Source organism: Sorangium sp. So ce185, from assembly GCF_051526825.1.
In the GTDB taxonomy this organism is placed as follows: Bacteria; Myxococcota_A; Polyangia; order Polyangiales; family Polyangiaceae; genus Sorangium; species Sorangium cellulosum_D.
The window spans coordinates 928,310-941,322 of sequence record NZ_CP150316.1 but is presented as its reverse complement, the minus strand read 5'-3'; the positions used below and the strand labels follow the sequence as shown (position 1 = coordinate 941,322).

At 72.0% G+C, this 13,013-nt stretch carries 11 protein-coding genes; 2 read left to right on the top strand and 9 right to left on the bottom strand.

Annotated elements, in window-relative coordinates; translation table 11 throughout:
• Positions 1–10: 10 nt before the first annotated feature.
• Positions 11–616, top strand: a complete 606-nt coding sequence (locus WMF26_RS03650) for a Uma2 family endonuclease (protein WP_437999155.1) — start codon at positions 11–13, stop codon at positions 614–616.
• A 63-nt stretch (positions 617–679) separates the two neighbouring features.
• On the opposite strand, the gene WMF26_RS03645 is transcribed toward WMF26_RS03650, so the two are convergent.
• The 7 genes from WMF26_RS03645 to WMF26_RS03615 form a co-directional block, all read right to left on the bottom strand.
• A complete protein-coding gene (locus WMF26_RS03645) occupies positions 680–1,258 on the bottom strand; it encodes a DUF2914 domain-containing protein (protein ID WP_437999154.1) in 579 nt (192 codons plus the stop codon).
• Positions 1,259–1,461: 203 nt separating this feature from the next.
• On the bottom strand, positions 1,462–2,790 hold the full coding sequence (locus tag WMF26_RS03640) for a multicopper oxidase family protein (RefSeq protein ID WP_437999153.1): 1,329 nt from the start codon (positions 2,788–2,790) through the stop codon (positions 1,462–1,464).
• A 1-nt stretch (position 2,791) separates the two neighbouring features.
• The gene (locus tag WMF26_RS03635) at positions 2,792–4,273 is read right to left on the bottom strand and encodes a TolC family protein (protein ID WP_437999152.1); all 1,482 of its coding nucleotides are present in this window, start codon (positions 4,271–4,273) and stop codon (positions 2,792–2,794) included.
• Positions 4,263–4,733 carry a hypothetical protein gene (locus WMF26_RS03630; RefSeq protein ID WP_437999151.1) on the bottom strand — a complete coding sequence of 157 codons (471 nt, stop codon included), beginning with the start codon at positions 4,731–4,733 and terminating at the stop codon, positions 4,263–4,265. Before WMF26_RS03630 ends, WMF26_RS03635 begins: the two co-directional genes overlap by 11 nt.
• 29 nt (positions 4,734–4,762) lie before the next feature.
• A complete protein-coding gene (locus tag WMF26_RS03625; protein ID WP_437999150.1) occupies positions 4,763–5,143 on the bottom strand; it encodes a cupredoxin domain-containing protein in 381 nt (126 codons plus the stop codon).
• Positions 5,144–5,358: 215 nt separating this feature from the next.
• Positions 5,359–6,936 (bottom strand): L,D-transpeptidase, encoded by a 1,578-nt coding sequence (locus WMF26_RS03620; protein ID WP_437999149.1) that lies wholly within the window; start codon positions 6,934–6,936, stop codon positions 5,359–5,361.
• Positions 6,937–6,957: 21 nt separating this feature from the next.
• Complete coding sequence (locus WMF26_RS03615; protein WP_437999148.1) at positions 6,958–7,182, bottom strand: hypothetical protein; 225 nt, start codon at positions 7,180–7,182, stop codon at positions 6,958–6,960.
• A 578-nt stretch (positions 7,183–7,760) separates the two neighbouring features.
• On the opposite strand from WMF26_RS03615, the gene WMF26_RS03610 reads away from it, so the two are divergent.
• A complete protein-coding gene (locus WMF26_RS03610; protein ID WP_437999147.1) occupies positions 7,761–10,292 on the top strand; it encodes a glycoside hydrolase family 31 protein in 2,532 nt (843 codons plus the stop codon).
• Between the two features lie 76 nt (positions 10,293–10,368).
• Here WMF26_RS03610 and WMF26_RS03605 read toward each other — a convergent pair whose 3' ends face one another.
• Together WMF26_RS03605 and WMF26_RS03600 are read right to left on the bottom strand one after the other, a co-directional pair.
• A complete protein-coding gene (locus tag WMF26_RS03605; RefSeq protein ID WP_437999146.1) occupies positions 10,369–11,307 on the bottom strand; it encodes a hypothetical protein in 939 nt (312 codons plus the stop codon).
• A gap of 77 nt (positions 11,308–11,384) precedes the next feature.
• On the bottom strand, positions 11,385–13,010 hold the full coding sequence (locus WMF26_RS03600; RefSeq protein WP_437999145.1) for a S53 family peptidase: 1,626 nt from the start codon (positions 13,008–13,010) through the stop codon (positions 11,385–11,387).
• Positions 13,011–13,013 lie beyond the last annotated feature (3 nt).

Sequence of the window (13,013 nt, the reverse complement as noted above, 5' to 3'; positions counted from 1 at the left end):
GCTGAGGACCATGGCACAAGCCGCTGCGCGCACCGGCCTTTCGCCCCACGAATACCTGGCCTTCGAGCGCTCCTCGCCGCTCCGCCACGAGTATGCGGACGGCGAGATCTTCGCCATGGCAGGCGGCACGCTGGAGCACAGCGCGGTCGCCGCGAACGTCATCGGCGAGCTGCGGAACGCGCTCCAGGGTCGAGGATGCCGAGTGCTCACCTCCGACATGCGCATCAAGATCGCCGCGACGCGCCGCTACGTGTACCCCGACGGCGCGGTCGTGTGCTCGCGCCCCGAGTTCGAGGACGAGCAGCGCGACACGCTCCTGAACCCGCGCCTCGTGGTCGAGGTGTTCTCGGACTCCAGCGAGGCCTACGATCGCGGAGAGAAATTCGCGCAGTACCGGACGCTGCCGTCGCTCGAGGAGTACGTGCTCGCATCGCAGAAGGCGCCGCGAATCGAGGTCTTCACGCGCCAGCCGGACGGGGCCTGGCTGCTCCGGATCCACGGGCCGGGCGAGCGCGCGGCGCTCTCGTCTCTGGACTGCGCGCTCGACGTCGACCGGGTGTACCTGGACGTCTTCGATCGGAGCCCGACCGGCGATGGGCCGCCGGCCGCGCCCTGACCGAGGCGGAGCGCCCTCCGCGCGCTGTAGCCGGCGCGACCGCGCGCGGAGGGCGCGCCCCGGCTACAGCGTCACCTCGAACGGCGCGCGCGCGAGCTCCTCGCCCGTCTCCGACCGCACGACGGCCGTCCACTCCCCCGCCTTGCGCACCCCGCGCGTGAAGGCCCACGTCCGCCACCGCGGCGACGGCCCGACCCCGAGCGTCACGTTGCCGACCGGCGCCCCGCCGTCCGGTGGAACGAACGCCACGGTCACCTCGCCCTCCGCGTCGCCGCGATTCTCGATCTCCAGGAAGGCATAGAGCCGCTCCGTCTCCGGCGCGCGGAACGTCGTCCCCGGCGCCACCGGCTCGCGGTCCTTCACCCCCTCCGCGAGCACGAGCCGCTTCACCTTCAGCTCCGCCGCGCCCCTCCCCTTCTCCCTGCCCGCCTTGCCGCCCTTGTCCGCCGCGGCGCTCGCCTCAGGCGCCGGCGCCGTCATCGCCGCAGCCGGCGGGCTCGCGGGCGGCGCCGCCACGGCGACCGCCGGCTCGGGGCACTGCGTCGCCGCGGCGCTCGCGGCGGCGGCCGCCGCCGGAGGCCGCGCGTCGTGACGCTCACCGCAGCCAGCGAGCGAAACCGCGCAAAGCGCCAGAAACGTCATCCGTCGAGCCATCCTCGTAGCCATCGAAGCACTCCTCCGTGTTCCGGGGCGTCCCCGTCTCGCCGTCGATATGGCAAGCCGCGGACCGCTGCTGATCCATCGGAATCATTGAGGATTTCGTAGGCCCTGTGGGCGCCGGGCCGCGCCCTGTGTGTCCGGTGCGGCGGCGGGCCGCGCCGCCGCCGGAGCCTACGTCGAGGAGCTCACCCGCCCGACTTTCCTCCTCCGGCCGGGTCGATCCCGTCGGCCCGCATTCTCTCCGCGCTGGCCGGCCCCGCCACGGTGCCGGCGGGGTGCGCGTACCAGCCGGAAGGATCTGCCGCGTCCGGCGCGTCGCGGACCTTCAGGATGGTGAACATCCCGCCCATGTCGACGTACGAGAACGGCCCGGCCCCGCCGCGCATCGGCAGGCTGTTCGCGGGCACCGGCATGGGCATCTCGCCCATGCCGCCCATCCCCGTGGTCCCCATCGTCATGTAGTCGGGCATCACGCGGCTCATCCGGCGATCGAGCGCGCGGGTGTCGGCGCCGACCATGTTCGGGAGGCCGTGGCCCATCTGCATCATCGTGTGATGGGTCATGTGGCAGTGCACCGCCCAGTCGCCCGGCTCCTCGGGGACGAACTCGATGACCCGCGTGCTGCCGACCGGGACGAGGACCGTGGTCTCCGGGTACTGGGCGGACTCGGGGACATACCCGCCGTCGGTCGCCGTGACCTGGAACCACAGGCCGTGCAGGTGGATCGGGTGGTGATCCATGGGGCCGAGGTTCCCGAGGCGGATGCGCACGCGCTCGCCGCGGCCGACGAGGAGCGGCGCCGTCGCGGGGAACGCCTTGCCGTTGAACGTGAGGACGTTGAAGTCGTTCATCGCGTTCGGATCGGGCCGGCGCGCCCCGGCGTTGATCTTCCACTCCTGCGTCATCAGCACGAAGTCCCTGTCCACGCGCGGGCCGCGGGGCCTCCGCGGGTGCACGACGAACATCCCCACCGCGCCCAGCGCGATCTGGGTCATCTCGTCGAAATGCGAGTGATACATGTACGTCCCCGGGTGCCGCGCGACGAACTCGTAAACGTACGTCTCCCCGGGCGGGATCGGCCGCTGGTTGAGCCCGGCGACTCCATCCATGCCGTTCGGCACCACGAGCCCGTGCCAGTGGACCGTGGTGGGCTCGGGCAGCCTGTTCGTGACGTAGATGCGCAGGCGATCGCCCTCGACCGCCTCGATGGTCGGGCCGGGCGTGCCGCCGTTGTAGCCCCACACCTCGCTCTTCAGGCCAGGCGCGAACTCGTGCTCGAGGGGGCCCACGACGAGGTGGCCGACCTTCACGCCGTCCACGGCCCGCAGCGGGAGCGTGCTGCCGTTCGGCGTCACCACGGCGGGCTGCCCCCCGGGCGCCGCGATCCGGCGGGGCGCCGGCGCCGCGGCGCCGGGCGGCGCGGCCGGGCGCTCCTGCGCGTGCGCGAGCCCGCGCGTGAGCAAGGCGGCGCCGGCGGCCAAGCCGCCCGCGTGAATGAACGAACGTCGATCCATGTCAGTGCCCTCCTTCGCCCGTGCCCGTGGCCCTCGGCATCGCGGCGGGCGCCTCCGCCCCCGCCGCCTCGACGCGGCGCCCCGAGAGGAGCGCGTCGAACGCCGCCTTCGCCGTCCAGTGCTCGCGCAGCGCCTCGACCGCCGCGAGCTCGGCGTCGAGCTGCTCGCGGCGCGCCGCGAGCAGCTGGAAGACGCCGACCTGCATCGCGTTGTACTGGAGCAGCGTCTGCTCCAGGACCCGCTTGCGCGCGGGGAGGACGACGCGCTCGTAGTGCCGCGCCCGCGCGTGCGCGGACGCGAGCCGGTTCCGGGCGTCGCGGACCGCCGAGCGGACGTCGACGGCGCGCCCGTGGTAGCGCTCGAGCAGGCTGTCGAACTCCGCCGTCTGCGCGGCCTCGGCGCCGCCCCGCCGGTTGAAGATCGGGAGCGCGACGCGGAGCCCGGCGCCGAGGACCCACGGGTGCTCGTCGGCCTCGCCGCGCTCGGGGAGCTCCCGCTCGCCGCGCACGCTGATCGACATGTCCGGTACCCAGCCCTCGGCGCGCAGGGCGCCGGCCCGGCCGGCCGCGGCGTCGAGCCGGCTGCGCAGCTCCGCGAGCTCGAGGCTCGCCCGCACGGCCTGCGTCTCGGCGCGCGCGGGCGTCGCGACCGCCTCGGGCGCCGGCGGGAGCGGGCCGGCGATCGTCCACGCGGTCGCCGCCCCGGAGAGGCCGAGCAGCCGGTGGAGCCGCTCGCGCTGCGTGAGGAGCTCGAGCTCGATCTGCGCCGCCGTGACGCGCGCCTCCTCGTAACCGGCCTCCTGCGTCGCCACGTCGAGCTCCGGGACGTTGCCCGCCGCGAAGAGCGCGCGGGCGGCGTCGCGGGCGGCGGCGAACGCGTCGAGCGCGCGGTTCGCGATGCCGAGGCGCTGCTCCGCCGCCTGCGCGGCGTAGAACGCGGCGCGGACCTGGTAGCCGAGCTCGATGACGGCGCCGGCGGCGCGGAAGCGCGCCGCCTCGTGCTCCGAGCGCGCCGCCCGCGCGCGGAGCGGCGACAGGAGCGCCGAGGTCAGATCGATCTCGACCGCGAGCTCGACGTGCGTGTGCTCGAGCCCCTCCTGCCGCGGCATGACCTCGACCTCGATCTCCGGGTTCGGCAGCGCGCCGGCCTGCTCGAGCTGGCCCCGGGCGACGCCGACCTCTTTGAGCGCGGCGCGCAGCTCGCGGTTGTTGAGCAGGGCGAGCCGCACCGCGGCGTCCGCGGTGAGCGGCCGTCGGGGCGCCTGACCGGCGGAGCGCGCGTCGCCGGCGGGCTCCGGGTCGACGGCGTCGGACGTCGCGCTCGGCGGGAGCTCCGCGCCGGAGAGCGCGCGGATCCGCGCGACGTCGGCGGTGGCCGAGGGGGCGCCGCAGCCGGCCGCGGCCGCAGCGAGGAGGGCGAGGACCGCCGCGCGCGGCGCGAGGCGCGCGGTGAGCGGGCGCGGACGACGGGGTTCAGTGCGCATGGGCGGGCTCCTTGGGCCTGGGCGGGCCGGCCGGCGGCGTCGGCGCCGGCGCGGCGCCGTGGTCGTGGTGCTGGTGACCCCCCGGCGGCGTCGGAGCCGGCGCAGGACCGCTCGGCGGCGTCGAGGCCGGCGCGGCGCCGTGGTCGTGGTGCTGGTGACCGCCCGGCGGCGCCGGGGCCGGCGCGGCGCCGTGGTGATGGTGGTGATGGTGATGCTGGTGAGGATCGGCGCCTGGCGCCGACGCCGGCTCGAGCCCCACCCAGCCAGCGGTGGGCTCTCCGGGCAGCGGAGGGTCCTCCGAGAGGGCAACGCCGATCCGCGGCGCGGGCGCCTCCGCCGCCTGCGGTGAGGCGGCAGACGATGCGGGGAAGCTCGCGGGAACGCTGCGCGGCGCGCAGCCGGCGAGCGCAACGACGAGGATCAGCAGGGCGTTCGGCCCGGCGAGGTGACGTGGTTTCATGGAAGCCGCTCCAGCATCGGCGAGCGCGATCACTTGCGGCGCTCGACGACGATGACGCCCCGTAGCATGTTCATGCCGCATTTGAACTCGATCTCTCCCGGGCTCAGCGCGGGAAGATCGATCACCACCGGCACGTTCGTCGGCAGCTCGCGCCGGATCCCGAGGGAAGCGAACACGACCTCGCGCGAGCAAGGCGAGTAGTCCCGCCGGACCAGCTTCAGGCGGACCCGCTCGCCCTCGGTGACGACGATGCGGCTCGGCTTGTAACCGCCGTCCACCACGATCTCGATCTCGCGGACGGCCTGCGGCGATGGGGCGGGCGCCTCCTCCGCCGCGGCGCTCGGCGGGCGCAGCGAGGGGGCGAGGAGCGAGGCAGCGAACAAACCGGAGACGACAAGGCGACGCGTCATGACCATGGGTACCTTCGTTCGGGGTTGTGCCTGGCGGACGCGCGCGCCCCGGCGGCATTACACGGTGTTCGATCGAATCTCCCTTGGTTGCCGTGCGGGAGGCATGGCTCAGCCTGCCCGGCGGCGTGTTCGGGTGTCCCGTCCGTCGTCGGGCTGGCCAGCGTCGACATCGGCGCTCTCCGCGTGGTGCCCCCGGGGGACTGCCCACGTCGAGGCTAGGCGTGGATGTACACGAGCGTCCCGCCCTTGTCGTTGAACGCGGCGTGCCAGCCCTCGGGGACGGGGGGATCGGTCCACGCGAACAGCCACGCGGCGTCGGCGGGCGCGAGGTTCACGCAACCGCTGCTCCGCACCTTGCCGAACGCGTCGTGCCAGTAGACGCCGTGCAGCGCATAGCTGTTGTGGAAGTACTGGACATAGGGCACGTCGCGCAGATCGACCGACGTCTCGCTGAGATCGTCGCCGTCCATCGTCGCCGTGACGTGCTTCTCGCGGACGAAGAACGTGCCCTGCACGGTCGCGCTCGTGGTCGCCGGGTCGGCGAGCTCGCCCTTGCCCGTCGACACCAGGGTCGCGAAGACGGGGCGCACGCCCTCGTAGGCGACGAGCATCTGGAGCTCGATCGAGATGTCGATCCACTTCCGGCCGCGCGCCGCCTGCCCCCAGAAGTCGCGGCCCAGCCGCGCGACGCGCAGCGCGGACGCGGGGATCCACGCGCCCGCGTCCGTCTCGGCATAGGCGCCGCCGGCGGCCGTCTTGCCCGTGAGCACCCAGCCGGAGCGGTACGGCGCCCAGGCGTCCGGCTTGAGCTCGCCCGAGGCGTCCGGCTTCAGCGTGCGCACCCCGTGGTGCATGACGAACGCCGGGGTCCCCTCGGTCTTCACCTCGACGCCGCGCATCGCCGTGGGGACGACGGCGGAGGTGCGGTCGATCGGGATGAGATCGAGCTCGGTCGTCAGGCCGAAGCGCCGCCCGGTCCACGCGAAGGTCGAGATCAGGCCGAAGGCCGAGTCGGCCCGCGCGCGCCCGCGGTGCGCGGGGAAGCGGACCTTCTCGGCGGCGCCGAACGGCTTCGGCAGGTCGCGGCGGCTCGCGAAGAAGGGCGTGAGCGGCTCCGGCTCGCCGAGGAGCGCCTCGTCGCGGAGCGACCACGCCGGGGTGCCCTGGCTGCGCGAGCGCCCCTCGACGCGCCGCTGCTCCGCCTCGCTCGGCAGGTGGACATAGAGGTGCGGCGGCGGCTTCCGCGACACGACGTAGCGGTAGGGATACGGCTGCCCGCGGCGCGGGCCGGCCGGCGTTGCGGCGACGATCTCGTGGTTCAGGTCGAGCGAGGCGCCCTTGCCGACGCACACGAAGCCGCGGGGGTGCACGGCGTACCACCCGCCGGGGCACCCCGCGTCGCCCGACGGCGCCGCCGCGCGCTCGACGACCGCGCCGGCCCGCAGGTACCCCAGCTTGGCGGCGCCGCGCTCGGGGGACGCGTACACGAACGTGCGCATCGCGATGCTCGCGAGCTTGTCGCCGCGCCCGGGGCGCAACGCCTCCCGGGTCGCCGCGGGCTCGGCCTCGCCGCCGGCGCCCGCGTCGAGCGCGGCGAGCAGCTCGGAGGGGCCGGAGGCGGCCGGCGGCTGCTCGGGGGCGGCCTGCAGCGCGGCGGCCGAGCGCCCCGGCGGCTCCTCGCCCGGGCCGCAGGCGGCCGCGAGGGCGGACGCCGCGAGCGCCACGGCGCGGAGCGACCGACCCGGGCCACCGCGATGCCGCGCGCGCGTCTCCACGAAAGAGCAAGCCATCATCGACGACGGGCCTCGTCTAGCTCAGAGGCCGCCCGCCGGCCAGAGGACGTCGCCGCACGGCGCGCCGCGCGTGCGCCGGAGGAGGAGCGGACCGAGCAGCTCGGTGTCTGGCTCGGCTGCCAGCCCGTGTCTCCCATCGCGCGCTGGAGGGTGGAGGCCCGACAGCATGCGATCGAGCCGATCCTCGACCCACGAACTCGGAGGAGCCCTGGCGAGCTCGTAGCCGACCTCTCCGTTGACATCCACCAACTTAACCGGTACAGCGATCCGGGCAACGGAGCGCGCGCGAGGCAGCCGCGCCGATGGGACCATATCTCGGCGTACGCGACCTCAGCATTGAGCCGGGCGGGACCGCGACGCCGGCGGTCCGGCGCCGGCTCTTCTTGATGCGGCGCTCCCGTTAACGCGGCGCTCCAGACGGGACACGCCAGCCTTGTCCGTCGGTTTGAGGATAGTCGCCGGCCGGCCGATTCGGATTGACGCCTCCAAATGTTAACGTTAACAATATGGTGCTTCGGGTTCCCTTGTCGTGAAGGGAGAAGGAATTCCAAGCGCATGGAAACGTCAGTCCCCGACTGACGGCGCTGCCCCCTGGCCGGCAGAGCATTCTCGTGCGCTCCGAGGTTCCTCCTGCCGGTCCACCCTGCAGGAGCGACGCTATCTCAACAGGTCATCCATGCATCCAAGGCGCCGCCCTCACGCCGCCGCCTGCGGGAGCTCGTCCACAGCTGCCCCGCGAAGGAGCATTCCTGGCGAGGTCAGGGCCGCCGCAAACCGCCGAAATCGCTGATATCCGCTGTCCAATCTGTTGTTCGCGAGGAGCCATGCGAAACTTAATCCATCGATATCTTTACGTGGCGCTGATCGGACTCACGCCGCTCGGCGGCGCATGCTCGGACGGGACCGACCCCGCCCCCGATCCGGGTACCGGCGGCACGGCGACCGACGCCGCCAGCACGACCGGCGTGGGAGGCGGCGCGGGCGGCGCCGGCGCTGCGGGCGGCGCCGGCGCTGCGGGCGGCGCCGGCGGCGGGACCGGTGGCCAGGGAGGCGACGACCAGCTCGTTTGCCCACCTGCGCCAGCAGAGACCGGGGCTTATGCGATCGACGCGACCGGCGTCACCTTCACCGTGGGAACCGGTCTGCTGAAGCTGGAGGTTTGCAACGAGAGCATCATCCGCGTCCAGTACACCAACGCCGCTTCGCTCCCCGACAAGACCTCTCTGTCCGTCAACAACAAGTGGGACACACGGAGCTTTTGCGTCGAGGAAAATTCAGGGATCGTGACCATCACCACCACGCGCCTGAAGGCCAGCGTCGACACGGCCAGCGGCTTGGTCACCTACGCCGACTTGGACGGCAACGTCATCTTGTCGGAAGACAGCAAGACCGTGACCCCCGCGACCGTCGAGGGGGTCAGCACGAACCGCGTCGAGACCGTGTTCAAATCGCCCTCTGACGAAGCCCTGTTCGGCCTCGGCCAGCACCAGGACAACGTGATGAACCGCAAGGGCACGAAACGACGCATCGTCAACGTCAATACAGAGATCAACATTCCGGTACTGGTGTCCAACAAGGGTTACGGGATCTTCTGGGACAACTACTCCGTCTCGGAGTTCGACGGGACCGAGTCCAACAACACGAAGTACAGCTACTCGTCCGAAGCGGGCGAGATGGTGGACTACTATTTCTTCTATGGTCCAAGCATCGACCAGGTCGTCGCCGGCTACCGCACCGCGACCGGCGCAGCCCCGATGTTCCCCAAATGGGCCTACGGGCTCTTCCACTCGAAGGACAAATACGGCAGCCAGGCCGAGCTGCTGAGGGTCAAGGACGGCTACCGCGACAACAACATTCCGCTCGACTGCATCGTTCAAGATTGGGACTACTGGACCCCGTACGCGTGGGGCTCCCATCTCATGGATGAGAGCCGCTATCCCAATCCAGCGTCTCTCATCACCCAGATGCACGAAGACAATGTCCATACGGTGATATCGATCTGGCCATTGTATCAGCGCGTGAACACGGAGAGGAAGGCGGGGGAGCTGGACAACTATCGCGCGCTCGATAAAATTGGCGCGCTGTACGCCAGCGGCGGCTCACACCATTTCTATGACACCTTCAACCCCGCCGCCCGGGCTCTGGTGTACCAGCAGATCCATGATCGCCTGCTGGGGCCGCACGGCTGGGACGGCATCTGGGCCGACAACACCGAGCCGCAGGGCTATCCGGACGCCGTCAACGTGCGGGCGGCAAATACCGCGATCGGCAAGGGGGCGCTGTACGTGAACGCTTATCCCCTGCAACACTCCGCGGGGCTGTACGAGCATTGGCGCAGCATCGGCCCGAAAGGGAAGCGAGTCTACAACCTCACCCGCAGCGCCTTCGCCGGCCAGCAGCGATACTCCACGACGTGCTGGTCCGGAGACATCAACAGCGACTTTCCGACCTATGTCAAGCAGATCCCCGCGGGGCTCAACTTCTCGCTGGCGGGGATGCCCTACTGGACCACGGACATCGGCGGGTACTGGGGCCACAACGTGAACTGGAGCACCAGCGCGAACAACGAGCTCTTCACCCGCTGGTTCCAGTATGGCGCGTTCTCGCCGATCTTCCGGATCCACGGAGGCGGGTCGAGGGAGCTGTACGGCAACAGCTGGAGCGCCGCCACCAAGGCCAACCTCCTCAAGATCGACAACCTGCGCTATCGGCTGATGCCTTACATCTACTCATTGGCATGGAAGGTGACCAGCGAAGGCTACACCATCATGCGTCACCTGGTCTTCGACTATCCCAACGACGAGAAGGTGTTCGACATCAAGGATCAGTTCCTGTTCGGGCCATCCTTCCTGGTCAATCCAGTGACCGCCGCGGGCGCTACCAGCCGCTCTGTCTATCTCCCCGCGGGGACCTGGTACAATTTCTGGACAGGCGCGACGACGAACGGCGGGAGCACGATCACGGCCCCCGCGCCGCTGAGCGAGCTGCCGCTCTTCGTCAAAGCGGGCTCGATCGTCCCCATGGGCCCCAACATCCAGTATGCAACGCAGAGCATCGACCCGCTGGAGATCCGGATTTATAAAGGTAAAAACGGGTCCTTCACCCTGTACGAGGACGAGGGCGACAGCTATGACTACGAGGACGGTCAGCACTCGCAAATCCCGCTCACGTGGGACGAGGCCACCCAGGACTTGACCATCGGCGCGAGGGAGGGGAGCTATGACGGGATGCCGTCCACCAGGACGTTCAAGATCGTGTGGGTAGGCGAAGGTCATGGCGCCGGCGTCGACGTCACCGCCGCTGCAGATCAAACGGTCACGTACAACGGCTCGAAGGTGGTCGTGAGCGCAGACTGAGCGACGGCCCGCACCTCCACGACACCCCGCGGCCTTGCGTCGACGCGCGGGCAGACGGAGGCTCGGCCACGCGAAGCTAGGGCGCGCTCCACCGCGCGTCGCCCTCGAGCGCCCAGCCGAGCGCCCGCCGCGTCTCCTCGGCGACCGGCCCGTCGTACCGGTGCCCGGCCTCCTCGCTGCGCACCACCCGCGTGAGCACGCCCGCCTTCTCGAGGCGCGCGGCCGCCGCCTTCGCCGCGGCGCCGCACCCGGCCTGCGCGCAGACGAAGAGGACGCGCTGCCCGCCGCCGTCCGCGAACGCCCTGGCCGCCTTCGGCGTCCACTTGTCGTGTCCGCCCTCGACCAGCACGAGCCGCGGGAAGAGCGCCGCCCGCCGCGCGGCGATCGCGGAGCCCATGATCGCGCCCAGCGAGAAGCCGGTGTAGAGCACCGCGCCGGGGTCGACGTGCTCGGGAAAGCGCGCGCGCAGCGCCGCGAGCCCCGCGTCGATCTCCTGCTCCAGGCGGGCGTTGCTCTCGTACGTGAAGCGAACGTCGCTCGCCGACGGCGAGTCGGACCGCGCGACGCCGCGCGGGCACAGGATGAAGGCATCGCTCCCCGCGATATCGCGCCACACCTGGCACTGCCACTCGGGCCGGTCGTAGTTGCCGTGCGAGGCGATGAGCACCGGGCGCCGCGCCGTGGCGCCGATCGGCACCGACACCACCGCGCTCGCGAACCCGTCGACCGGGAGCTCCACGAACGGCGCGTCCGCGCGGAGCGGCGCGACCGACGCAGCAGCCGGCGCCGCGCCCTCCGCCGCGGAGGCGGCCACGGCGGCGTCCCCCGCGGGCGCCAGCGTCGCCCCGCCGTTCGCGGCGGGCGCCGCGCCCTCCGGCGCCGCGGCGGGCGCGGCGCTGGACGGCGCGGGCGAAGGCCCGGCGGCCCGGCCCGCGCGGTCGCACCCCGGCGGCGCCGCCGCGAGGAGCGCACAGCAGATGAACGGGCGGGAGAGCGAGGCGGCGGTGGGCGTCATCCGACCCAGGATGACGCATCGTCGCCGCGGAGACGACGCGCAGGCCGGCGGAGCTCGAGCGGACGAGGCGCGGCGACCTACGGCAGCGCGTCGGCGAGCTTGTCCGCGAGCGGAGCGCCCCAGCCGGTCGGATAATCCCAGCCGCGCCCCGCGCTGAACCCCTCGCCGTTCCCGTCGTCGGTCTTGCCCTCGGTGATGTCGCGGAAGGCCGCCTGCACCTTCGCGTCGGTGTAGAGCGCCCGGTTCAGCCACCCCACGACGGGCTTGTCCTGCGCGAGCCGCCGGCTGTTCACCGTCGCCATCAGCCCGGCGAACACCGGGGCGGCGAACGACGTGCCGCTGCGCCGCTCCCACTCGCCCAGGTAGTAGAGCCAGTACGTGGAGTCCCCCGAGGCGTTCAGCGCGACATCGGAGACGGCGCGCCGCCCCTGCGCGTCCAGGACGACGCCCTCCTGCCACCACGGGGTCTCGAACTGGCGCGATCGCCCCGACCCCGAGCCGCTCCACGCGACCTCGCGCGCGACCTCGCCGTCGCCGCCGAACTCGAGCCGGGTCCCGCCGACGCACGTCACGTACGGGCTCGACGACGGCACGTCGGGCCTCGCCGAGTCGCCGCCCGCGACGACGATCGTCATCCCGAGCGCCGCGCCCATCCGCGCCGCCTCGTGGTACTGGTGCCGGATCGGCGCCGCCTCGGTCTCCTCGCGGTGCGCGAACGACGTCGAGAGCACCGACACCTCGCCGGCCGCGATCGCCTCGTTCCACGCGTAGAGGATCGAGAGGGTGCGCGCGTCCGGCCCCTCGTACGCGATGAGCTCCGCCTCGGGCGCCATCGCGCCCGCCCACTCCGTGTCGAGCGTCGTCTCGAGGTAGCGGGTCGAGATCGGATCCGCCGTGGCCACGACCTCCGGGTTGTCGCGCGACGTGATGCCGAACGATTGCCAGAACGACTGGAGATCGCGGGTCTTGAACGTCGCCCCGACCACGATGCCGAGCTTCACGCCCTGCCCGCGGTACCCCTCCCCCTCGTTGTGGAGCTTGTCGATCGCGTAGGCGCGCGCGATCTGCGCGGGCGTGACCCCCTGCTCTTGCCCCTCCGGCGGCGTCTTCTCGATCGAGCCCGTCTCGCCGGGGAGCGGATCGGTGTCCGCCGGGACGTCGACCGCGATGACGCCCGACGTGAGGTCGATGATCTTCTGCGGCGGCCTGAGCGGATCGAGCGCGCCGAACGTGCGCAGCGGCTTGCCGCCCTTCGAGGGGTTCTCGCGCTCGAAGTCGCGCAGCTCGGTGTCGAAGGCGGTGTTGAACTGCTCCACCGTGCCCGCGAACTCGAGCAGGAGCCGGTTCTTGGACCGGCGCCGGATCTCCATCTTGTGCTGGGTGAGCCAGGCCTCGACGGCCGCGATATCGCTCTCGGACGGGGCGTGGCGCTCCATCCAGGTGTCGACCGACATGTACTTCCGGAACGTCTCCGGCTTCCCGGGGTCGTACATGTCCTCGATCGCGCTCTCGAGCCCGGGGACGTCCCGGGTCGGGAACCCGATCAGCGCGCGGAAGCGGTCCTCCTCCGGCGCCGGGCCGAAGTCGAGGTAGACCCCCGCGAGCGGCCGCGGGAGGCCGCTCGGGAGCACCGGTCCATCATCCCCGCACCCCACCGCGGCGAGGGCGAGCGGCGCGACGCACCAAACCGAGAGCGAACGCATCAA